The sequence below is a fragment of the Alkaliphilus serpentinus genome, assembly GCF_009017255.1.
Classification (GTDB): domain Bacteria; phylum Bacillota; class Clostridia; order Peptostreptococcales; family Natronincolaceae; genus Alkaliphilus_D; species Alkaliphilus_D serpentinus.
Window position 1 is genome coordinate 1 of sequence record NZ_WBZB01000006.1, and the last position, 23,928, is coordinate 23,928.

Here is a 23,928-nt window from a genome sequence, read left to right on the forward strand (position 1 = left end):
TAACGCATGAAATGCTTTTGTTGTTTATTACTTAAGCTATGCAATTGTATATCGTCAATTAAAATATTTTATTTCTTGATTGAATACTTCAAGGAAATCCCTCTACTTTAATTATGCATTTGCACTTTCATGGACATCTTCTATATCATAGCCCTTTAACGCTATAACCATTAGTGCTCCACAAAGAACCAAGATTCCCCCAGTCAACTGTAAAAAAGTAAGCTTTTCCTTAAATAGAGTTAATGAAAACCCCGCAGCAAATACAGGTTCAAACATACTGATGATTGTTGCCTTTGTTGGTCCTAGTATTTCCACTCCCCTTAAGAAGAATAGAATTGCTAATATGGTACAAATAAAGATTAAACCCAACAAGGGAGGAATAACTGTCTTGTTTAGTTTAAAGATTAGGTCCCTTTGAAATAATCCAATTATAAGCATTCCAAAGGAGGCAAAAACTGATATATAGGCTGTAGCCACAATAGATTGTACCGCTTTGACTACCCTACTGCTTACAAAAATGTAGAGTGAATAGGAAATAGCAGAAGCAATAGCCAAGGTGATTCCTAAGCTACTTAATCTTGTCGCAAAGGAATCTCCTAATATTAATGCTAATCCTATAAAGGCAATAAGCATAGCAATAACCATCTTTAATGTGACTCTTTCTTTATTAAAGATAGCTGAAAGAATTGCCACCATCATAGGGTGGGTATACATTAACAAAACCGTTAGAGATATATGGATATATTTTATAGAAGAAAAATAGAATATGGAGGTTGCAGAATAGAAAACCCCACCCAATAAAAACAAATTCCATAAATCCTTATAACTTACCCTCCAGTTTATCTTAGAAATCTTTAAGTAGATAAATAAAAGCAGTCCTGCCATTATAAATCGAAGACTCAATAGTGCTGGAGCACTTATGCCACCTCCATAGGCGAACTTTGCAAATATGGGCATTACCCCAAAGGCCATGGCTGAAAAAATGATAAAGCATAATCCCTTATGATAGTTTTTTATGGCAATCACCCCACTTTAATTTCATTACAAGGGATTTATATAATTAAATAAATCTTTATTTTATGTTGCATAGATAGCAAAGATTGCAGTAGGTATAAAAATTACTCTATTCATCATTATTATTACTCATCCCATATATTAATTGAATGAAACCTTCAAAATCTTCTAAATGGTTCTCTACTACTTTTTGTAATATTTCTAAATTTAGTTTTTGGTAATTATGTACTGCAATATATCTAAAACCGATCATTGGCTTTATTTTGGCTAGCATCATATCATCAATTATACAATTTTTATGCAAGGCTTCAAATGCATCTCTACTATTTTGGGGTATTCCAAGCCTTTTTTTTGCAACCAAGAACATTGCAATATCAATTGTTGCTTCTACTGCCCTTTGAATATTTAAAACAATGGAATCCTGTTTAGTATAATCCTTTAAGGTATCTGGATTATTATTATAAACTTCTCTTACCCTTTCGAGACAATTTTCTATGATACTGATCTTATTGAGCAATACATCATTAACCATATACTTTTTCATTCCTTTCAAGGACATCTAATACTACTTTTCGCTCCTCATTAAGCTTTATATAATCCTTTAATATACGAATATTATAATTGTCCATCTTTAATTGATCTTCGCAGAACAGAACTTCTCTTGTTCCCATAATTTGTGCAGCAAAAACTGTACTAATATCCTTAAGATGTACAATTTGGACATCTCTTTTCACTTCATAAGCAAGGTTATTAGCCGCTAAGAAAAGCTTATATTGACTAATTATTTCATCGGTGTATATCGCTAGATCAATGTCACTATCATCACGTCCTTTACCCGAAGCAAAGGAGCCAAAGAGATAAATAAACTTTGGATTGAGTTCTTTACGTAAAAAATCTATAATTCTTTCTTTTACTTTAACAGATAGATGCATTGTTGACACCCCATAATAAGATTTAAAATTATTGAATGTAAAAATAGTTTTTAAATATTTATTATCCTATTTCAAGTATACACAATATTTTCTACTTAAATCAATGTTTTATGATTGAATACATTTACCAAATTAAATAATTAAAAAAATCCTTAAGCTAACCTTAAAATCCCCCATTTAATAGGAAAAAAGAGAGCTTTCCTATTAAACAAGAAAAGTCGGCCATCGAAACGTATACAGAAATACGTAAGAATACCGACTCTTTTGATGTAACGAAGTAGATGGTAGTTTTTCATCAGTCTACCTTCTTTGACTAAGTCCAGCCACTAAATTGGCTAAAAACTTCTCCTTTTTTAAATCAACAGCTTGGTGAATACATAGCTCATGACAGCACATGCATTCTATGCAGATAGGATAATCAATTTTCTTGGTAGCCTTATCGATGGCTTCCACTGGGCAGCTTTCTACACATAGATTGCAATCCTTACATTTTTTCAGGTTAACCTTGGGTCGGGTCTCAAAGAAATCTATAACCTTAATCAAGGCATTATAATTTCTTCTTTTATTACTTCTAAACCTCTTTGGAAGCTTAAAATTCTCCAATTTAGGGATGGTAGTATAATCTCCCTCTATGGTGATGTTTTCTAAGCTACCTTCCCCTACTCCCCTTTTTATTGACGCTTTTAATATTGGAACATCCTCCATCTCTATTCCAAGCATTTTAATCGCTACAGCATCTAGAGCTAAGGGGTCTTTACTAATTAAAATTTTACCTCCTCTATAAGCACTACCTGCCGTTGGGCCTTCCCCCTCCATGGCAATAATACCATCCATTATATGTAGGTGAAGCTTTGAAGCCTGGTGGATATCTGCAAGTATTTCTCCGAAATCCTCTGGATTAGGAGCCATTTTATGATACTTGGCCTTTCTTAAGCCTGGAATACATCCAAAAACATTTTTAACAGCTCCTGTGTATATTCCAGCCGAGTGGGTCTTCAGCTTAGGAAGGTTTATTACAACATCGGCATCAAAAATAGGCTTTGCCAAATACATCTTTTCTTGAAACTTGCCCTTAGGCTGTACCTCCACAACCCCTTCACTGTCAAAATTCTTGATGATTGCTCCTTCTTCCTCTGCTACCCTTTCATAGCCACTTACCTTAAAGCTTTGAGCAGTAGGAGCAATACCTGCAATGGCACCACCAGAGCTATCCCCTATCCATACTATACAGCCCTTTCCCTTCAGGATCCTCACCATAGCTCTAAGAAACTCACTATGGGTAATCGCTGCCGAATCTGAGGATTTAGGCCCTATTAGATTAGGCTTTAGTAAAACGATATCCCCTGGACCAACAAATTGATTCCAGCCTCCTAGTTTTTCCATTCCATTGTTGAGCTTCTCTATTAAATTTTCTAGATCATAATTCTTGCACCCTTGAATGATTACCTTACTCACTTGAATCCTACTCCTTTATGTAAAATACCTTCTATGGTTATTTTAATCTATTTTCAATAATAATCAAAATTGTAGAATATTAAACGGGATTTATTATAGTCTCTTAATCTAGAATATTTAATTTTACTATTTCTATTTTTTGAACTTTTGTCTCTGAATCAATTGCAATATTATTTTGATATCTTCCACCCTCCATTGCAAAATGTAGTATTAGTATAAATTCATTATCTACTATATACCAGCCTACTAAATCTTTGTTAGTATGGGGGCTAGTAAATTTTTTATATAAGCCGTCACAATTGGAGATGGCATCAAATGCTAGGTCACCAATTTGTACCCCTAAATTAGATGAGTACTTAGGATTTTGATATATTATTCCAGAAACGAATATAGGATCGAGAGTAATCTGTGTGCCATCTTGGTATTTCCAATATATATGCGTATATTTCCCATGAGCATCATCTATTCCGATAGATTCCGTATAATTTTCACCCCAAATTTTAACTACTTTAGATATATCATCACCAAGATTTAAACCATTTACTTTAATTTTGCTAATATTTGAGTTCGAAAAATTCTCAAGCTGATTAATTAAAAAATATTGGTACCTGTCATTGAGAGCCTCATAAGCTCTATATTTATAATTTTGTTCCATAAATTCTTCATCTAATTTATTGTATCTTTCTTCTATTGATATGATTTTACTTTGTAATGACGCTAACTCACTATCCAATGAACTATTTTCAACTTCATAGTCCGATAGTAGGCTGGTTATCATTTTCATTCGGTAAAAGTGGTATACAGTTACAAATATTAAAAAGCACAATACTAGAACTAAAATCTTTTTTATATTCATTATTGAAGCTCCTTTTACTAAAGAGTTCTTATTCTCAGCTAAACCTGTTTTTTGAATTTGTTCTATTTACAATAATAATCAAAATTGTAAAGTATTAAAGGGATTTTCTTGTTATTTTATTAACTAAATTAGATATAAAGTCTGTTGTTTCTTCCTCTATTTGTGGCACAATAAATATGGCAGATATATTATCTGTTGCCCCCCTACATTTAACCATTTCAAATAAAGCTCTAATACTTTCTTGTACCTCTTCTTCCTCTTTAAATCTACCCTTAAGCTTTTCTAATATCTCTTTATCCTTTAAAAGGGAGTAGAATCCATCGCTACACATTAAAAATCTAGTGTCATCAGTCACTTTCCCCCTATGACAAAAGGGGGAAAAGTTAGCATTTGCTCCAAGACATTGGGTTAACATGTTTCTTTTAGGGTGTTTTTTTGCCTCTTCTGTTGTTAAATTCCCCTTTCTTACTTCCTCTCCAACCCACGAATGGTCTAAGGTTAGTTGTGATAGGTCCTTGTCTATCTGATAAATTCTACTATCACCTATATGACAAATAATATAATTGCTTCTATAGATAAGGAGAGCTGATAAGGTTGTACCTACTCTATTCCCAATTTTATTTCCGTAGCTAATAATATTCTCATTGATTCCTTCAAATAACCGTTGAAACTCTAAGTTTAGAAGATAAAAATCATCCTTTATTACAGGTAAAAACCTGATAAAATCTTTATTCCACCACTCTTTAAAGCTTTCAACAGCAATGCTACTGGCTACATCGCCTGCAGTTAGTCCACCCATGCCATCTGCAATTACGAAAAGACCAAAATCCCCCTCATCCTCCTCACCAATCTTGACAAGTATTCTATCTTGATTTATATTTTTAACCAAACCTCTATCACATAAAGCTCCTATTAAATAGCTTTTCTTTGTCATTTCATACTCCTTCTTTGATATAAATTAGGATAGTATTAGTGATTAATCTTGTCTGAAAAGAAACTCTCTGTCGGCAAATTTAACATAAGTACCATCCTCCAACAAATATTCTTTGTTACTATCAATTCTATTACCGTTTACAAAGGTACCGTTTTTGGAGTTTAAATCCTTGATATAATATCTTCCTTCAACCCTAGAAATCTCTGCATGGATTCGACTAATGGATTTATACATTAAAAGATAATCAACTTGATCCTTCAGCTTCCCTATTATAAAGGATGATTTTGAAATTACAATTTTTTCTATAGTTCCATCCTTCACTGCTGTTAAGTAAGGGTTGGTATAACTATCTGCATCAATAATCATGGTATCATTACTTAGAGAATCAATAATCACATCCGTCGAATCATTTATTCCTTCCATTAATAACCGACTATTTATAGAGGGTTGACTTAGGATTTCTTTTTTGTTCATGTTATAGTTCAAGAACCTTGACTTCTTTTTTTCCTCTTTTTCTGCTTTTGCAATTTTTTTTTCTACTCTTTTCTCCTTAGTTAGGATCCTAGCGAAAAAAAAGTATTCAGCAGTAGCAATCAAAATTACTATACCCAACAGGGTGGTGATTTCAAAGGTTTCAGCCTTAAAAACACCCATCTCAATACCGATTATAAGCCCCATCACCATGATGAGTAATTGATATAATACTACTATAAGCTTATATTTCAAAGGAAATACTTTTTTACTATATAATCCTTCTAGACAGTTTTCAGGGGTTTTAGCCTTATAGCTTTGATTGCCCTCCTCATCCTTTATACAAATGCTATCAGAATGAGTATTTTTTAATCTAATCTCTTCTTTATCCTTTTGAGATGTTGAATTAAAGCTTCTACTCCAGCTATTATTCTGTAATTCTATGATTAATTTATTAAACTCCTTTACATTAAAATCTTCATCATTTACAGCCATAAGAACTCTATGGATAATATGATCCTCTAAATTTTCAGTTGGATTAATATGGGCTATTAATAGATTTACTAAGGTTTTAATAGGATTTTGAAGATTATAATCCAATAATGTAATTGGTAGATACACAAAATAAATTTGATAATCTTCCGGATTTACATAGATGTATTCTGCATCTATAAGAAAGGCTTTATCGGATAAAAAATAATTACTAGATTCCAAAATTCCCTTTGACATTCCTTCTAAAACTCTTAAAAATTCATCCCTCGTCAGTTTTTTTCTTTTTAAGGCCTGAGAAAGATTTTGTTTAGATGTTACATTGTAATATAAAAAGGTTTCATTATTCTTCACTCTAGTATGTATGGGAAGTATTGATGGAATAAGATTATTACTAATCATCTCAACTTGATGACTGATGATTTTCTCCATACGATCTACCTTTAAGACTAAATAACTAGTTGTAGCATCCCTTTCATAGGTAAAGAATGATTGATCAATTTGATTATATGCCACATTTGTCCCCCCTAAAAATAAAGATTTATCAATGAACTATACAAAATTAAATATTATAAAGGATAATAAAACAAAGGGAGCAAAGGGTATTGTACTCTTTCGATTTTTAATCTTAAAAGTTAATAGAATTAAACCAAAAATACCACAGATAAAGGTGGCAGTTAAAATCACTACTAAAGCACCCATCATTCCCATATACAGTCCAATTAAGGCAGTTAGCTTAGCATCTCCCAAACCTATTGCGCCTTTTGAAATTACTGAAAATATGGCAATCAGTCCTCCTCCAATAACCCCAGTAGCTAAATGGTCAAGTAAATAAATATTGTTGATAAAAGGAATCAGGATGAACCCTATAATCATTCCAACAATAATTAATAGGTCTGGAATAATTTTACTTCTATAGTCTTCTATTGATATCGCCGTTAACGTTGCAAACAATAAGGCCATAAATAAAAATTTTATGGTGTAGCCATAAGTTTTATATAACCATTGGTAAGCTATCATTATGAATGATAGTAGAAATAAAAATAGAAAAGTCTCCCTTCGTGTAAGGCTTTGTTCTTTGAAGATATGAATATTTAAGCTACAGATATTCATTAAAATGCCTACAATAAGACTTAGAAAAATAATCATTATTTGCTGCATTGTAATCCTCCCTTTGGCAAGTTAGTTTCCCTTTTTTCTTTTAATAACTGTAATAATTAGCTCAATATTCTTTTCTTTAGCATATTCCTTAGCATTATACACTGACTGCAGCTGTTCTTCCGATAATTGAGAATCTGGTATAACAAAGTTGAGCTTCTTTGAATCATAGTAAAATACACCATCTGAGTTCTCATCTTCATCCTTTGTCTTAGGTTTTATTTCTACTTTCTCACCATCTATGTTTACAGTCGCTTCAATAAAATTAGCCATATCCTCTATATCCTTTTTAATACGATCATATAATGCCGAAGCAATGTAACTATTATCGGTGGTTCTACAGCTTGTTATGCTAACTACTTGATTACTGTCCATTTTATCTATTAGCTTAATATTAAAAAGATTAGGGTCACCCAATAAATTATTTATGATTTCTGCTCTATCGAAGTTTGGTAAATCCCATATATCCATATCAATATTAATGATTTCATCAACTATTTCCTTTTGAACCTGCAGTTCCTGCGGGAATTCTTCAGATAACAATTCTGAATTTTTACCCGCCATCCATGCCCTTACAGTGACCCGCTGAAGGATGTTAAAGTCATCCACAATCTTTATGGGAAAGGGAATATCCAACTTATAGGTAACCACAAGATCTATAATCCCATCAGTATAATTCTCCTTAACAAAGTATCTTGATTTACTAAAATCCAACTCTTTAATATTCAATTCCTTTAATCTTTCCTCTAAGCTTTGGTCATCAGAGTCTAATATGTGCTTTCTCATGAGAGTTTTTGCTACTGCATTCCCCAATGCTGTCTTAAGCTGGTTAAAAAGCTGCTGCCCTATGATGCTTCCAGCAGAAATCATTTTACTTTGGGGATCTTCAATCACAGAATCAATTACCTCCATGAATTTTTCAGCCTGACTGGCAGTAGACTCTATCAGTATTTCTACATTCACTATTACTTCTTTAATTTCTTCAATTGCACCTAAAATATCACCATTTTCAATATGATCCTTAACTTCATTGAATCCAGAAAAAGTATTATTTGAGCCTATGGCAGCATTATTGATGATATTACTATAAGCTTCTGTTAGCCTATTGATGTCTTCCTTAGCCCCTTCAGCGTTAGAGTCTAAACCTTCTCCGATGGATTCTTCAATATCTGCCAACCCTGAAACATGGTATATATAGCTATTTGATGCTATTTCATGGGCTGTTTCCGTTATGGCATGCTGAACAATACTATGGACATATGCCACTTTAATAAGTAGGGCCAGTGTCATAATAACACAAATAAATATTGGAAGTACCAAAGCAGCTTCTACAGTTAATGAACCCTTTTCATTTCTTAAAGATCTCATATTATCTCCTCTAATAACCTTTATAGATCACAACAGGTTTCAGCTTGTGTCGGTTCTCATTAAAATCTAAGGATTTTGCCATGAAGGGTCGGGTAAGGAAAAGATATTTAATCGAAGCCTCCGTTTTCAATTCAATAACACTATATAATTCCTTTAGGTTTGTATTCATATTAACTTGTATCAGATCTTGAATTCTTTTCACCTTTTTCTCATTACCTCTAAATAACAAAAATAACCTCAAATAATCATGGTATGAAAAGCTTAATATGCTTAGCTTATAATCACTTCCACCCTTATCAGAAACAATGTTATTTTCTTTAAATATCTCATCTACCTTATTCTGAATAGCCTCTGTACCTTCACTGGCAAGGGCCTCCATCTCTTCCTTTAGATGAGCTTTAAAGCCCTCTATCTGATGGGACAATTCTTCTTTCACCTGTTGTCTAATGGAATGAATTTTTTCAAAGCTTTTATCCGCTTCATTAGATAATAACTCACCTACCTTTTGATAAATAGCCTTCTGGATGTCATTATTTAATTTTTTTTCAATCTTTTCATCCAGCTCTGTTGCTTCATGAACTGCCAAGGTAACAGCATCATCAATCCAACCGTCTATTTTATCATCTACATAATCATGGGTCTGATCTATTAAACCATGGACACCATCAATAGCATAATCCGTAGTTCTTTTAACACCCTCTCTAACAGCATTGTCTATTGCATTTCTTAAATCTAGCTTCCATTCATTTTTCATTTTAAAAAAGGGAACCCTTTCCCCCTTCATTAAATCTTCTAGATCTAGGATGGATTCAGCCATTGCCCATCCACACAAAATCAGGGTTTTAGCTATTGGCATCCCTGCACCAAAGGTCCACCAGCCAGCCACTGCCGTTGCCACAGCTGAGGCAGTGGCAAGCTTATCACTATTGGCATATAGATGCAATAAATTTAAACCAAATCTATAGAGAAGGATCTCCCCCTTTGTAAGGGATAAATTAGTATTTTGAGAATCCCTTCCCTGCAAAAGATATTCTACTTCATAACTGAAGTAACTGTCTCTATGATATTTGCTAAAGACCTCTGGTCTTAAGAGTGGGTCTGTTTTTTTATTATTACTGCTATGTCTTACTGCATTATTAAAGGTGCCAAGGGCATATTCGTTTATGTAGATATTGTCCATTGCCTGAAGACTCATCCTTTTGGGTAATTCAGTCATAAAATCCAGTGCCTCCATTAGAAATTCCGTTCTAGTAGCTTTAGAGGTAAAGTCTGGAGTACCTAATTTATCAGAATCTAACTCTTGGCTTTTGGAGGGTAAATCTAAGGCAATAGCTCCCCCATCGGATAATAGAATATCCATCACCTCTTCATCTTCTTGAATTTTAATCTTCTTGCTAACTTCCTTCCTATTGTCATAGCTTTTGTATTCATCAAGGTTTTCAGCTAGTTCAAACTGAATAGCATAATTTATTTTATAGCTTTCATAATTCCTCATAGTAGATGTGATGCTGGATGTTAAATCGTAGTAGTTAATAAAGGATAGCTCCGATATTGACATGCTAAAAATATTTGAGGGTTGAATTATCTCAATTAAAGACTTGAAATCCCCAAGAATTCTTACCTTTTCATCTAATTTACTTTTTATGTGGGAAATACGATCTTTGCCATCGTTATCTTGACTATAAAGTTTCTGATAGCTTTTACCTTCCTCTTTAACTTTACTTTTTATATCCTCAATAACATCTGTTGCATTTTGAACCTTCCCTAATAATTCTTCATTGCTTTCTTTAACATTCTCTAGCTTTACCAAGAGTTTATCAGCCGTAACCTTAGATTTTTTACAAACTTCTATATATTGATTAAGAGTTAAAAATATTTCATCATATTGCTGCTGGATGGTTTCTTTGTTTTCTATAATACGAGCCCTAATATTCTCCAACTCATCTTGAAGGTTTTGATACTGGTCTTCTAAAGCCCTTAATGAGGAATCCTCCTCTTCATCTGAGTTTCCCCCATCTAACTCTTGTTTCTGACGTCTTTCTATTTCTTTATTGATATCCTTTAGCAGCTTATCAAGTTTCTCTTCCTTCTCCTTCTCTCTAGTTAAGTTATTTTCTAACTCCTTAATAGTATTAAAATAATCGTAGAAAGCATTGTCACCCAATCTAGGATCTTGATTGAAATTTTTAATATAATAATCCTTCAGTAATATAGGATAATTTTCATCTTTGTGGACACTTCTTATGATTTCCTGCACCTCCATGCCATTAATATCTAGACTTTTACCAGTCTCATCGTAGGGTCCATTAATCTCAAGGTGAAGTAATAGCTGTAAATCTGAAACCTCACTTAACTTCTCCTCTACTTTAATTTTACTTTTCAAAAGCTCTGAGGTGTTCCCTACCTTAGTAATAAGGTCTAGCTTACTTAGAAACTCCTCTCCCATTTGAACAGGAGCTCTATACTTCATGTAATCTAAAATTTGATAGGTCATTAAGTCTGTATTAAGGAGGGTATTGGAACTTACATAATTCACCTCTAGAAAATCTATTTGATAGTCAAAAAAATCAAGATATCTTGAATCTGAGGGACTATTCCCAAATAAATTCCATGAAGGGTTAAGGCTGTTATTAAAGTAATACATTAGGCTTTCGTCTAAATCTTCCAATTCACTTAAATTTACAGCAAAAATACCATAATAATCTTTTAAGTCTCCTTCATATTCTGACAATATTGATAGGGCTACACTAGTTGCTGCTTGATTTAGATGGGCCTCTGCTACTCTTATTCTGGCACCATCGACAATAACCCCAGTTAAGATGATTAGAGCTATAAAAACAATGCTTAAGTAAACTGAAATTGCCCCTCGTTGCCCCCTTTTGTACATATTGGCCCCCCTTGTCTCTAGTTTGAATTCAAGAACTCCTTAACATCATCCTTTACAGCTTCAACCCTTTCAAAATACTGATCATGAAGGTCTTTAGCCCTTTCATTTTTTTGAAGCATATCTAAGGCAAAGTCCATATTTCTTATTCCTTCAGCAGGGTCATTAATTGTTGACTGGGCCTTAATCTGAATTTTAAACAGATTATTTACCCCTAAAAGATTCGTAATAGCATCAATAGGTGTTTTATACACCTCTTCATAAGAGACTATGATCCTGTTTGACAGTAAACTATTTTGAAAAATAACCGGAAAGTTTTCCCCGCTAGCCTTACTAATTAGACGATGCTTATTGATTTCCAAATCATTATATTGAGTCATAAGGTTGACTTTTGCATTCTTTGTAAAATCATATAAACGCCAATATAGGCTGGGTCGATGATAGATTAAGGGAGCCGACTCTTGAATATCTTCCACAGTAGTATCTTCCAGTAAATACTTCCACTGACTTGCTGTTTTGCCTGCAATATAGTTGGCTGAAGCCTGCAGGTAGGCATATTGATACAGAAAAAAAACGATATACATGGTAAATACAATGACACAGAAGACTAATGGAAATATCAGGGCAGCTTCAACAGTAATACTTCCCCTTGTTGATGTTTTATCAATATATATAAAATGCTTTGTAATCCAATCTTTCTTCATCACAGAACCATCCTTTATTTAGGAAGCATATAAAAAAACTTATATGCTTCCCAGTAGGTAGTCACCACAGACATGGAAAAAAACAGCCTTTTCTAATTTCCTTCATTTTCTAGACTCTCTTGAAGAAATTCCGATTCCTTGCCCAGAATGTTATCTAATATTCTCCTTACAAAACCAATAATTGCATTTTTGAATATCAAGGCTAAAGCTACTAATACAGCAATAATTAATACAATCTCTACTGTACCTAATCCATCTTCTTCAAGCCAAAAGCTTTTCATTAGTTTTAGCATACCTTCACCTCCCCTCAAGTCAATGAAAACTCTAATCAAACCTTCCTACATACTAGATAGAGTTAAAACCGCTGGTGTTAGAACTATTAAAAGAATTGCTATAAACATAATCATTATTGGGAATAGAAGCTTTGTTGATGCCTCTTCCCCCAACTGCTTGGCAATGCTTTTCCTTAAATTCCAGCATTCTACTACATGAAGCTTTAATATATGGGTTAATTCTGTATTTCCCTTCTTTAGATTTTGAATCAGGGTTGATACAAATTTTGTGATCTCGGTTGTTTTACATCTGATGGCGAAATCTTCATAGGCTTGAAGTTCAGACTTACCAGCCTTAATCTCACTATAGGTTAATTTTAATTCTCTATAGAGGGGTCTATCACTTTGGGTATCTCCAATGATTTTCTCCAATGCTCTAGGCACATTCATCCCTGCATTAATGAGCAATATAAATTTATTTAAAAAATCTGGAAAGTCTATTTGAATAAGAAGGTTTCTTTTCTTCAGCTTTTCCTTCACCTCATTATTTAAAGCATATATAATGCCAGCAATAACCACAGTCAGAAAGAATATCAAGTTTAATATAGAAGAATCCTTCTTGCTAGCTACAGCCCAATTTATATATGTAGTACTATTTTCTTTGAGGTTTGAAGGCAAGGTTACCAGGGTGTTGGAATAGTCCTCCATCTGAGAGTTGATAATATTTACAGCCTCCTCCTTCGGTGTGGGGGATGGTCTCTGATTTAGATTTAAATCCTTAACCACTAGCTTAAATTGCTTTTCAGCAATAGAATTCCCTTTGAAAAGAATAGCAGTTATTACCACCTCTTTACCATTATTATTGTTAGATGAAATAGCTCCCATTTCATTAATTACCTCAGGCTTACTAGACCTCCAGTTGATTTTTACACCTAATTCTGGAATCTCTTTTATGAAATTCAGTTCTGAAGTGACATCGTTTAAGCTTGGGTTTTTACCTAAAATAATCTTGGGTGATAGTTTTTTGATAGCAGCAGTTACAGCCTCTTCATCTGTAGGAGATTCCTCCTTTACCACAACGGAAACCTCTTCGGTTTTTTCTCCCTCCTTAGACTTGAAGGTGGCCACTAATTGAAGCTTCCTGTCCCCTTCACCAAAATCTGGTCTTTCAATGGTGTTATCCCTTAAATCTTCTGGACTACCTTCATTACCAATAAAACTGATACCAACTAGTGATGCTAATAAAAGAATCATGAATACTAAAGTTAAGGTGTTGGCCCAGTGGATTTTAAGATAGAAGGCTGAACTTCTAGCTCCATATAATTCTCCAAGGTTGCTTTTCAATCTTTTATCATAGGGGGTGTTATATTTGTACTTAGTGATCTCTAGCAAATATAAGCCTATATGTAAAAACTTCTTTAGTTGAAAATCCTTTTGATCAATACCCTCAACGGTTTCTTTATATCGATCCTTCGAAATAAAATGGATTGCTATTATTGCCAATGTCAATATTATAAAAATGAAAACCATTTGTTACACCTCAATATCCATAATCTTTTTTGAAATCATAAAACCTACCAATAATAAAAGAATTGAAATCGTCATTACAATTTTTCCGATTATCGTAGTAAAAACCGGTTCCATATAGTCAGCTGACATGTAGGATAAAAGGAGGATTAAGAAAATAGGGATTAAATTCAAGACCTTTTGTTCAAATTTTCTTTGAGCAAGCATAACATTTATATCATTACGAAATTCAATTTTATCTCCAAGGACCTGGGCGGTATTTTTAATAACTTCAATGATGTTTCCACCAGTTCTTTTGCAGGTTATAAAAACATCGGTAAAGCTATCAATTTCTTCTATGTGAGCTCTTTTAGCTAAGGCTAGTAATGCCTCTTCTACTGTTTCATTCATTTCTATTTTCCTAATGATATAAGCAAGCTCTTTATTTATATAGGTTTCGGGACTGGGATATAATATAGACAAATCCTTTAATGTATCTTTAAAGGCTACTTCGATTGATTTTCCTGCAGTTAAGGATGACGAAAGAGCATATAGGGCCTCTTTAAATTGCATAGCTAGTTCCTTTTTTCGATCTTTGATGATTTCCTTTACTTTATACTTTGGGTAAAGCAAGGCCATGGGTGTCAGTACTGCTGCAAAGACGATACTTCTATAAAAAATGTAGCCTATTACAAAAATTACTATTGCTGCAATGACAATATATTTCAACCTTTCATAGGTGGTCATTATATAATGATCATAATCAATAGGTTTTTGATTAGAGGATATAACATGATCCTTATCTTCTTTATATGGATTTCTATCAACATCTCTCATGGGCTTACTTATGCTTTTTTTGTCATACATAAGAAGGATTATGATGCTGAATAAAATAACTCCTCCGATTATTAATAAAGCCACAGTTAATCTCATGTTTTTCACCTCAAAATTCTTTAGATAATCCTGCCATTTCAAGTTTATGGTTATTTTTTAATTCATTCTCTGTACGGATAAAGGAGCCGATTATTTTCTTTTCCTTTGTTTCCCCCTCTTCTTTAAAATAATATAGGGGATTAAGAATAATCTCTCCCTTGTTATAAGCTACAACCTCTGATATTTCCATCAGCTTTCTCGATTTATCCCTAATTCTTGCAAGGTGAATAACAATGTCTATAGCTGATGTAATCTGTTGACGAATGGCCTCTAAGGGAAGCTGCGCCCCCGCTAGCACCATTGTTTCTAGTCTACTAAGAATATCCCTTGAAGAATTAGCATGTCCTGTTGAAAGGGACCCATCATGACCGGTATTCATAGCTTGAAGCATGTCAATTGCCTCAGCTCCCCTCACCTCTCCTACGATAATTCTATCTGGCCTCATACGTAAGGAGGTTTTTATTAAATCCCGTATTGTAATTGCACCCTTACCTTCAACATTGGCATTACGTGTTTCAAGCTTAACGATGTTTTTAACATTTAATATTTGTAACTCAGCGGAGTCTTCAATGGTAATGATCCTTTCATCATGGGGAATGAAGTTTGATAGGGCATTTAAAAATGTAGTTTTTCCCGAACCCGTCCCTCCACTTATAAAAATATTAAACCTGGCCTTTACCAGTCTTTCTAACACCTCAGCAATCTCCTCATTAATTGAACCAAATGCCACCAAGTCTTTTATGGTAATGGGCTTGTTGGGAAACTTACGAATGGTGAGTATCGGCCCATTTAATGCGATAGGGGGAAGGACTACGTTAACCCTTGAACCATCCTCTAATCTTGCATCCACCATCGGCGATGTTTCATTAACGGCTCTATTAACCTTAGCAACGATGGACTGTATGACATCTTCAAGCTTTCTTTGGCTTTCAAATTGTTGATTAATCTGGTATGTTCGTCCATTTCTTTCTACAAAAATACAGTTATGACCATTCACCATAATTTCTGTCACATCTTGATCCTCTATTATTGGCTGAAGGATATCTAATTTCCGCATGGAGTTGAAAACCATATTTACAATGTATTGCTTATCCTTGACACTTAAGGGTTTTTTCTTTGACTTCTCAAATACAATATTGATTATAAATTCCATTACTTCTTCATCACTTATATCCTTACTTAGGTCTACACGATCTCGAACAGTGGCTTTAACCTCTTGTATAGTATCCTCCAATTCAGGTAAATCCAATAATATCACTTCCTTCCTCCATCAGCTCTGGTCTTTTATGATTGAATTAAGGGCATAACCCAATTCATTATCCGTTTTTACTACAAATCTATTCTCATGCCTTTTAAGTAAATTGTTTATTCTAGGAATCCTAACAGACATTTTTTGCCCCTCCACATAGCAATCTTCAATTGCAGCGTTATTTGGATTGTATTTATTTATAATATTGATGATTTTTCTTACTATAAGAATTTCCTGTAATTCATCAATCATCATTAAATTATTCAATGTCTCAAGTTTAGAATTAAAAACTGGACTTTGGTTTGTAATATAGAGTATTTCATCTGAAAGCTTTAAGAGTTTGCAATTTCTATGGCAAAATCTGCTTGACATATCGATTATAATTTCATCAAAGAAGTTACTGATCTTTAGTTCTGATAAAAGATACTCAACGTCCTGGGGCAAGAGCTCCTCCATCTCTTGAAGATTATCACAAGGGGCAATATATTCAATTCCTGTTGTGGCATCAATAGCTTTTATATTATGAATCTTTAAGGATAGATTTTTATCCTTCTCCTTAAGATAATAGATTAAGTTTGACATGTTTTGTTGAGTACTACAGTCAAAATATCCAGAGGTAGATGGAATATCTTCAAGGTTTAAGTATAGAGTCTTCTTCCCTTCCTTTGCATATAAAGAAGAGAGTCCAACGGCTATAGTAGTTTTTCCTCCCCCTCCAATAGGAGAATATACACCTGTAATCTTAGTTGAACTATTCCCCCTTATGAATAATTTGTCATCTTCTCCTTCAGAAAGGATATTCAATACTTCACTAACCAGTATTTCACCTGATTGGTATTTAAATATGGTTTTGTAGTTTTTGTATGTTTTCTGGGATTTTATCTCCGATAGGACAGCTATGGTGCCTATCTCCCTTTTACTTGCCGTATTGCTTAACATATCCACACTAATTAGCAAAATGTCAATAGAGGCTATCTCATTTTCCAGAAATTTATTTAAATGGTCCCTTGAAGTAAAGAAACTCACATTAAATTGATGTTGATAATTATTTAGTAAAAAGTTTGTAAAGGCCTCTACATAACCTTCGTCATTGTCAGCTAGAACTAAGTTAATCTTTTTCATAGACTTCAGCCCTCCTAAATGGCTTTTATAGGATTTCATTTAGTATATTAAGGGAGTGTGGGGTATATAGGTGTAGAAATAATGTTGTTAACAGCCCCATCAATATTGCAATGGTAAATTTAAATTTGCCATCATCCTTTTTTTCAAAATCTTCATAGGGTAATAGGTACCTACTGAAGAGACACAACTTCATATATAGAAGGAAATGCCTAATTCTCTTTAGCCCATTTTTTCTTAATAAAATTAATAAAAACGCAATGATTCCCCCCGCAATAAAGGAGTAAATCATCACATTAAATACCATCTTTATCCCTAAAATGCTACCTATGGCTGCAAACAGTTTTATATCTCCAGCCCCCAGCATTCTAAGGACAAACAAGATAAAAAGAATAACTATTGGAAGCAAAATCCCTAAAACAGAGTCAACTAAGCCCTTTGTCCCATGGTCTAAGATGTTTATGGCTCCTCCAAGAATGGCAAAGGGTATGGTTAGTGAATTCTTTACCTTATAGGTTTTAACGTCCCCCATACATGCTAAAAGAACTAATACGAAAGTTATATAAAATCTGATCATAATTTAACCTTTCATGATGGAATTTGGAATTAAATATAATAAATTATAAACATTTTCAACAATTTCATAATTTTTCCTCTATAATTTTATAAATTTTACCAATAAATCGATTGTCAATTTTCGACATATAATGTATAAAGCACCTAATTTTCAATCATTAGGTGCTTTTTATGTTTGATATTTTTTTGTTCTTATTCAGCCTTAGTAACGTTAATTTCTAGGGGTGAATCAATTTTAATTACTGTCCATGGGTAAGTAATGCTTGGGTAACCATAGCATCCTCTGCTGACTTATATTCTTCGTAAACAACCGACACGAATTTATTATATGTTGTTTAATTAGTTAAATATAGATATAGTAGCTTTATGGTGTTTTCTAGGCCATCATAATGGGTTCTTTCCATACCATGGGAGGCATGTACCCCTGGGCCTATTAAAGCACCTCTAATATCATTCCCCCCATGGAGGGCTGCAGAAACATCAGATCCATAGAAGGGATAGATGTCTACTGCAAATTTAAGATTGTTTTCTTGAGCCAGCTTTATTAGTTGACTGGTCATATTAAAGTCATAGGGCCCTGAGGAATCCTTAGCACATATGGAAACATCATACTCGGTACAATTCAAATCATCTCCAATACAGCCCATATCCACTGCAATGATTTCTGTGATATCAGCAGGAATATAGGAGCTTCCATGGCCAACCTCTTCATAGGTTGATATGAAAATCTTAGTGGTATAGTTAGGCTGTAGCTTTTCTTTGCTAAGAATCTCCATTAAACCAATCAGGCAGGCTACACTGGCCTTGTCATCTAAAAATCTAGATTTAATAAAGCCTGCTTCTGTAATGGTGGTTTTAGGCTCAATAAAAATAAAATCTCCTGGGGCTATGCCTAAGGCCTTCACCTCATCCTTGCTGGAGACCTTGCTATCGATTCTGATTTCCATATTTTCGGGGTCTCTTTTTTTAGTTTTGGCATCATCATATACGTGGGTTGATGGGCTGGTACTTAAAAAGGTCCCTGTATAAATCCTTCCATCTCTAGTTCTAATCTGACAGTATTCACCGTCTAAAGTGGGAACTATTGGGCCTCCAATTAGTGTAAACTTCAGAGTTCCTGATCCAGTGATGGATCTTACCATCGCCCCTAAGGTATCCACATGGGCAGATAGTCCAATCACCTTTTCAGTCCTCTTTCCCGGTATGGTTATGATTCCACAGCCTTTGTTGGTGCTCTCAAAGGCATATCCAAATTCTTTAGCCCAGGAGGCTATTAGCTTCATAATATCGAAGCAAAATCCGGTGGGGCTATGAAACTTCAATAGCTTTTCAGCAGTCTCTAAAACAAAATCCTTATTAATGGTTAAATTCATCTTACTCCCTCCTAAAATCACATCATTTCAATTGAACCCTTTTAGTAATTCAATTTTAACTTATATATTCCTTCAAGATTGTCAAAATAATTGGAATAGAACTATTAATTTTTTGTTATAACCACTGTTTATTAAAATGTAAAATTCCGCTAATTTCATATTGATTTAATAGTGCTATAATAATATCTATGGGCTATAAAAATGTATATGACTTGGGTGGAATCATGAGCTGGCCCTACGAAGTGGTAAAATAAACTTTATTTTTTTCAACTTTTATCAATATAACTAGATTAAGGTAATTATTGTATTCTCATAATCTCTGTATTATAATTAGTATGTGATTATATTCTTAGTAAAGAGGGGTTTAGAGAAATGACAAATAATACGATAGATTCTGCTGAAGGTAAAAAGAAAATAAACCTTATGGATGCCATGAAGGAACAGCTAGAAAAGAAGAAGCAAAATCAAAAAAATAGCGCAGCAAAACACAACTCTTCCTTTGGTAACAACAAAGTGAAAAGTCAGCAAGCTAAAAAGTCAACATTGATGCGTGGAAGGACTGGAGAATAGGAGGCGCATATATTTATGAAGGGTGATGTGCTTTTCGTTTTAAGAAAGCCCTTGTGGTTTAAATCCTTCAATAGCAGAAGAAATGAGTACACGGTTTTACTTGATGAACTAATTGCTCGTACAATGCCATACAAGCACTACGGTGTAGAGGTAGAGGATGGCTATGTTATACATTTCATCTGCGATAGTATTACACGTTATCCCTATGGCTCCATCCGCAAGGTAACTATGGAGGAGTTCTTAAAGGGAGGAATATGTGAAGTAGATCATGAAATGACCTATAGATTTACTAGAGACCGTATTGTAAAACGAGCCTACAGTAAACTAAATACTAAATTTGGAGGCTATCATCCATTTAAAAACAACTGCGAGCATTTTGCTTCATGGTGTGTTAATGGTGAAAGGGTATCACAGCAGGCATATTGGGGAAATAGAGCAGATTCATTAATGGGTTTACCCAGAAGAGCTTTGAAAAGAGTTACTACTGCAATTGCACTTATATTATTTAATAATTTATATTAAAATAGAAGTCCATATAGGACTTCTATTTTTTTTTAATTGATTGCTGATTGTCTTAATTTCTGCTTTTTATCTATATCTTTAAAAACAATTATCAGTAGTATTACCGAAATTAAGGCAAAGGTAGGCATAATCACCAATGGAGGCCCAGGATTTACACCGATAAACATCATTCCAATAATCTTTCCTGTTAGAGTAGGCATTAATACCGTTAAAAATCCTGTATAGGCTGATGCAAGAAGATAACCTACTGGCTTTTTCATGATGAGCAATACTCCAGCTACTATTGATAAGGGTAAAGGAAAGGCTAAATCTAAGCCTTGAACAGGTAGTGTAGTATAATGCTCCATTCCCACTGGAACTGATCCATTTAAAAAGCTTGGTAAAAGCCTTTGTAGCCATAATAGCGCCACCATTGTAGCTTGAAATATGATAAATCCCCCTACCACCTTAACTGGCAGCTTATCTGTAAAGGAGTTTTTGACTTTCTCTAGATCAAAGCCCAATAAGGTTAATATTAAAGCAAAGAAGCTAGTTGAGGCTGCAATAATCCATAGTAGATATAATCTATTATACATAGGCAATGTTAGATATAGTAAATAGGTAAATGCTACAAAGCCCAATATGCCACTCATAAGCAATCTTCCCTTTAGGGAACCCCTTCTCGCTAAGTATAAGGATAATAATAACAAAGGTATTACCAAAACCAGCATCACCAGATCATGGGGTGCCCCCTGTGCAACCATTGCCACGGAGTTATTTCCGTACAGACTTCTTCCAAAAATTAAAACCTTTTCTCCATGAAGGGATATAAACTCATATTCTCCACCCTTTTCGCTTGTTATTAAAGATATCAAGGCAGTAGATGCAGAAACCGCAGCGGCCAACACGCAACATAAAACTAAAATCGTAATTATTTTTTGATTTTTCATCTCTAATCCCCTCTTACTATGCTATATTCATTTTTTCAGCAAATTTATGAATATTTTCTTTGAGAATATTTGAAGTATCACTACTAACCTTTGCGACCTTCTTGACAATTAGCTTATCTATAAAGGTCATTTTCTTTAATATAAATTCCCCACCAAAATAGCCCTTTATTGTGGCTGCTTCAACTAGTTCCTTTGGGAAGGCAGAATTAAATTGAGTTTCTGCAGTCTCTCCATCCCTCATGCAGCAGATGAACAAACCAAGCTTCTTACCCTTTAAGGTTTCTAAGTTTGTAGAGCAAAACTCCGTTACTTCCTTTTGTATGCCTCCCATAACTATTGATCCACCAATAATTACTTTGTCATACTTTTCTAAGTCTGCAGGTTTACTATTTTTTAAGTTGCAAAGCTCAACTTCACCAGTTACCTCTTTAGCTAAATCCTTAGCACAGCCTTCAGTACATCCATACTTTGTTCCATAAACAATTAATGTTTTCATAATCAATATTCCTCCCTTTAAAAAATAATGAAGAATTTAGAATGTTGAATGTTGAATTTATGTAGAAATTTGATAAGCAAATTTCATAGCTTCTTTATGCTTCATATCTTATAATTTTAATTTTTCAAGCTTTTAACCTATTACCTATTCCTTATTACTTATTCCCTCTCTCCATTCCCTTTCAGTTCCTTTTCAATAATCAAAGTCTTGTCATAAAGCTTATAGATTCCATCGTGGAGGCAATTAATCTCTTCTGCAGTAAAATCGCTAAAAAATTTCTTGAAAAACGACAGTGTTTCCTCATGTCTGATTTTAGCAACCTCAGCAACTTTGTCGGTAAGCTTTAATCGTAATACTCTACCGTCCTTATGATCCTTTTCAAGCTCCAGAAAACCTTTTTGCTGTAGCTTTGAAGCTAATTGCTTTACATTCTGATGGGAGCTTCCCATTACCTCTGCCACCTCTCCAAGGGTTGGTGGCTCCTTAAAAAATTCATGAATTACTGCTGTTAAAAACCATTGCTTTGCTGTTAAATCATATTTTGCTAATGCTAGATCCAATATGATTTGCAGCTTATTGGGTATTAACAATAGACTTCCAAATATATTGGTTTGTTTTTCTAAAGTATCTAAGCTATACATAAAGCCTCCCTTCCTAAACCCATCAAAAGCCTTTTTTATTATTTCATCAGGGGATTCTTTTGGGGTTGCTATCTTAAATTAAATTATGTAACATGTTACTTATATATGTAATATATTACATTGTTATAATCCTGTCAAGTGTTTTTAGAAAATATTTTAAATAAAACAAAAGCCTCCAAATATGGAGGCTCTTATAACTAGTTCTTACAATTATAGGATGTTTCGTACTAGCCTAATAGATGGATAAATAATCCACTCCTTAGCTTAGGCTCAAACCAAGTGGACTTTGGTGGCATTACCTCACCAATGTCAGCAATAGCAAATAGCTCTGCCATTGATGGTGGATATAAGGAAAAGGCAATCTTCATGTCTTTTTTAGTTCTTCTTTCTAGCTCCTTTAAGCCCCTTATTCCACCAACAAAATCAATCCTTTTATCGGTTCTAGGATTTTCTATTCCTAAAATAGGGTTAAGTAGATTCTTCTGTAGAATAGATACATCTAATCTTTCTACAAAATCCTCTTCGTTAATTATTTCGGGTTTTGCCGTAAGCTTATACCATTGATCTTCAACAAACATCCCAAAGGTATGTCTTCCCTCGGGGCTATAGGCTTCATTCCCCTTCCACTCCTCAATGGTGAAGGCCTTTTCAACCTTCTTTAAAAACTCCTCCAGAGTGTTTCCATTTAAATCCTTAACAACTCTATTGTAGTCCATAATCATTAGCTCTTCATCAGGGAATATAACCGTCATAAGGAAGTTAAACTCTTCATCACCTTTATAATTGGGGTTTTCTTCCCTTCTCTTTAAGCCTATTTTAACAGCTGATGCCGTTCTGTGATGGCCATCTGCAATGTATAGATAGTCCACCTTCTTGAAAAGATTCTCTAATTCTGCTATCTTTTCAACATCATCCATAACCCATAGGATATGGGAGATTCCGTCATCAGAGGTAAAGTCATATACTGGCTTATGGTCATTAACCCATTTGTTAATGATCTCATTTATTTCTTCTTTTGCTCTGTAGGCAAAAAATACTGGCTCAGTATTGGCATTACAATAGTCGAAGTGATTAATTCTATCTACTTCCTTTTCAGGTCTGGTAAACTCATGCTTTTTAATTGTGTCATCTAGGTATTCATCAATTGATGAACAAGCAACTAAGCCTGTTTGACTTCTACCATCCATGATTTGTCTATAAATATAATACTTTGGAATCTCATCCTGAATTAAAACTCCTTCAGCCATCATGTTTTTTAAATTCTCAGCAGCCTTTATATAAACCACCTCATCATAGGGATTGGTGTTTTCGTCAAGGTCTATTTCCGATCTGCTAACATGAAGAAAGCTATAGGGGTTACCTTTGGCCATTTCCCTAGCCTCTTCAGTATTCATAACATCATAGGGAAGGGCTGCAACCTTATCTGCTAAAGCAGGGTTTGGCCTTACTCCCTTAAAGGGTCTTACTACTGCCATTG

24 protein-coding genes are annotated in these 23,928 nt (G+C 34.0%); 2 read left to right on the plus strand and 22 right to left on the minus strand.

Annotated elements, in window-relative coordinates; translation table 11 throughout:
- Positions 1 to 111 precede the first annotated feature (111 nt).
- From F8153_RS01645 to F8153_RS01730, 18 genes are all read right to left on the minus strand, one after another.
- Complete coding sequence (locus F8153_RS01645; RefSeq protein WP_151864609.1) at positions 112 to 1,026, minus strand: DMT family transporter; 915 nt, start codon at positions 1,024 to 1,026, stop codon at positions 112 to 114.
- Between the two features lie 97 nt (positions 1,027 to 1,123).
- The gene (gene hepT / locus F8153_RS01650) at positions 1,124 to 1,558 is read right to left on the minus strand and encodes a type VII toxin-antitoxin system HepT family RNase toxin (protein WP_330577587.1); all 435 of its coding nucleotides are present in this window, start codon (positions 1,556 to 1,558) and stop codon (positions 1,124 to 1,126) included.
- Positions 1,539 to 1,946, minus strand: a complete 408-nt coding sequence (mntA, locus tag F8153_RS01655) for a type VII toxin-antitoxin system MntA family adenylyltransferase antitoxin (protein ID WP_151864611.1) — start codon at positions 1,944 to 1,946, stop codon at positions 1,539 to 1,541. Before mntA ends, hepT begins: the two co-directional genes overlap by 20 nt.
- A 300-nt stretch (positions 1,947 to 2,246) precedes the next feature.
- Positions 2,247 to 3,401 (minus strand): DUF362 domain-containing protein, encoded by a 1,155-nt coding sequence (locus tag F8153_RS01660; RefSeq protein ID WP_151864612.1) that lies wholly within the window; start codon positions 3,399 to 3,401, stop codon positions 2,247 to 2,249.
- A 103-nt stretch (positions 3,402 to 3,504) separates the two neighbouring features.
- On the minus strand, positions 3,505 to 4,257 hold the full coding sequence (locus F8153_RS01665; protein ID WP_151864613.1) for a hypothetical protein: 753 nt from the start codon (positions 4,255 to 4,257) through the stop codon (positions 3,505 to 3,507).
- Between the two features lie 94 nt (positions 4,258 to 4,351).
- Positions 4,352 to 5,191 carry a PP2C family protein-serine/threonine phosphatase gene (locus tag F8153_RS01670; RefSeq protein ID WP_151864614.1) on the minus strand — a complete coding sequence of 280 codons (840 nt, stop codon included), beginning with the start codon at positions 5,189 to 5,191 and terminating at the stop codon, positions 4,352 to 4,354.
- Positions 5,192 to 5,233: 42 nt separating this feature from the next.
- A complete protein-coding gene (locus F8153_RS01675; RefSeq protein WP_151864615.1) occupies positions 5,234 to 6,667 on the minus strand; it encodes a DUF6382 domain-containing protein in 1,434 nt (477 codons plus the stop codon).
- A 36-nt stretch (positions 6,668 to 6,703) separates the two neighbouring features.
- A complete protein-coding gene (locus F8153_RS01680; RefSeq protein WP_151864616.1) occupies positions 6,704 to 7,312 on the minus strand; it encodes a prepilin peptidase in 609 nt (202 codons plus the stop codon).
- A 21-nt stretch (positions 7,313 to 7,333) separates the two neighbouring features.
- Positions 7,334 to 8,677, minus strand: a complete 1,344-nt coding sequence (locus F8153_RS01685) for a TadE/TadG family type IV pilus assembly protein (RefSeq protein WP_151864617.1) — start codon at positions 8,675 to 8,677, stop codon at positions 7,334 to 7,336.
- 10 nt (positions 8,678 to 8,687) lie between these two features.
- On the minus strand, positions 8,688 to 11,564 hold the full coding sequence (locus tag F8153_RS01690; protein ID WP_151864618.1) for a DUF5702 domain-containing protein: 2,877 nt from the start codon (positions 11,562 to 11,564) through the stop codon (positions 8,688 to 8,690).
- Positions 11,565 to 11,581: 17 nt separating this feature from the next.
- Positions 11,582 to 12,265 (minus strand): TadE/TadG family type IV pilus assembly protein, encoded by a 684-nt coding sequence (locus tag F8153_RS01695; RefSeq protein ID WP_151864619.1) that lies wholly within the window; start codon positions 12,263 to 12,265, stop codon positions 11,582 to 11,584.
- A gap of 92 nt (positions 12,266 to 12,357) precedes the next feature.
- Positions 12,358 to 12,558, minus strand: coding sequence for a Flp1 family type IVb pilin (locus F8153_RS01700; protein ID WP_151864620.1), 201 nt, complete (start codon positions 12,556 to 12,558; stop codon positions 12,358 to 12,360).
- Positions 12,559 to 12,603: 45 nt separating this feature from the next.
- Entirely contained in the window at positions 12,604 to 14,067 is a 1,464-nt protein-coding gene (locus F8153_RS16370) for a type II secretion system F family protein (protein ID WP_243136863.1), read from the minus strand.
- Between the two features lie 3 nt (positions 14,068 to 14,070).
- Complete coding sequence (locus F8153_RS01710; RefSeq protein ID WP_243136864.1) at positions 14,071 to 15,018, minus strand: type II secretion system F family protein; 948 nt, start codon at positions 15,016 to 15,018, stop codon at positions 14,071 to 14,073.
- On the minus strand, positions 14,987 to 16,234 hold the full coding sequence (locus F8153_RS01715) for a CpaF family protein (RefSeq protein ID WP_330577588.1): 1,248 nt from the start codon (positions 16,232 to 16,234) through the stop codon (positions 14,987 to 14,989). The genes F8153_RS01710 and F8153_RS01715 overlap by 32 nt, the downstream gene beginning before the upstream one ends.
- Before the next feature lie 12 nt (positions 16,235 to 16,246).
- Entirely contained in the window at positions 16,247 to 17,347 is a 1,101-nt protein-coding gene (locus tag F8153_RS01720) for an AAA family ATPase (RefSeq protein ID WP_192929611.1), read from the minus strand.
- A gap of 25 nt (positions 17,348 to 17,372) precedes the next feature.
- Complete coding sequence (locus F8153_RS01725; protein WP_151864622.1) at positions 17,373 to 17,921, minus strand: A24 family peptidase; 549 nt, start codon at positions 17,919 to 17,921, stop codon at positions 17,373 to 17,375.
- 334 nt (positions 17,922 to 18,255) lie between these two features.
- Positions 18,256 to 19,293: a M42 family metallopeptidase gene (locus F8153_RS01730; RefSeq protein ID WP_151864623.1), complete on the minus strand. Its 1,038-nt coding sequence runs from the start codon at positions 19,291 to 19,293 to the stop codon at positions 18,256 to 18,258.
- Between the two features lie 372 nt (positions 19,294 to 19,665).
- On the opposite strand from F8153_RS01730, the gene F8153_RS01735 reads away from it, so the two are divergent.
- A complete protein-coding gene (locus tag F8153_RS01735) occupies positions 19,666 to 19,863 on the plus strand; it encodes a hypothetical protein (protein WP_151864624.1) in 198 nt (65 codons plus the stop codon).
- A 15-nt stretch (positions 19,864 to 19,878) separates the two neighbouring features.
- Complete coding sequence (locus F8153_RS01740) at positions 19,879 to 20,385, plus strand: lecithin retinol acyltransferase family protein (protein ID WP_151864625.1); 507 nt, start codon at positions 19,879 to 19,881, stop codon at positions 20,383 to 20,385.
- Between the two features lie 32 nt (positions 20,386 to 20,417).
- Here F8153_RS01740 and F8153_RS01745 read toward each other — a convergent pair whose 3' ends face one another.
- The 4 genes from F8153_RS01745 to F8153_RS01760 form a co-directional block, all read right to left on the minus strand.
- On the minus strand, positions 20,418 to 21,314 hold the full coding sequence (locus F8153_RS01745; RefSeq protein ID WP_151864626.1) for a hypothetical protein: 897 nt from the start codon (positions 21,312 to 21,314) through the stop codon (positions 20,418 to 20,420).
- A 16-nt stretch (positions 21,315 to 21,330) separates the two neighbouring features.
- The gene (locus tag F8153_RS01750) at positions 21,331 to 21,810 is read right to left on the minus strand and encodes a flavodoxin domain-containing protein (RefSeq protein ID WP_151864627.1); all 480 of its coding nucleotides are present in this window, start codon (positions 21,808 to 21,810) and stop codon (positions 21,331 to 21,333) included.
- 158 nt (positions 21,811 to 21,968) lie between these two features.
- Positions 21,969 to 22,451 carry a MarR family winged helix-turn-helix transcriptional regulator gene (locus F8153_RS01755; RefSeq protein ID WP_151864628.1) on the minus strand — a complete coding sequence of 161 codons (483 nt, stop codon included), beginning with the start codon at positions 22,449 to 22,451 and terminating at the stop codon, positions 21,969 to 21,971.
- A gap of 227 nt (positions 22,452 to 22,678) precedes the next feature.
- Positions 22,679 to 23,926 carry a DUF1015 domain-containing protein gene (locus tag F8153_RS01760; protein ID WP_151864629.1) on the minus strand — a complete coding sequence of 416 codons (1,248 nt, stop codon included), beginning with the start codon at positions 23,924 to 23,926 and terminating at the stop codon, positions 22,679 to 22,681.
- Positions 23,927 to 23,928 lie beyond the last annotated feature (2 nt).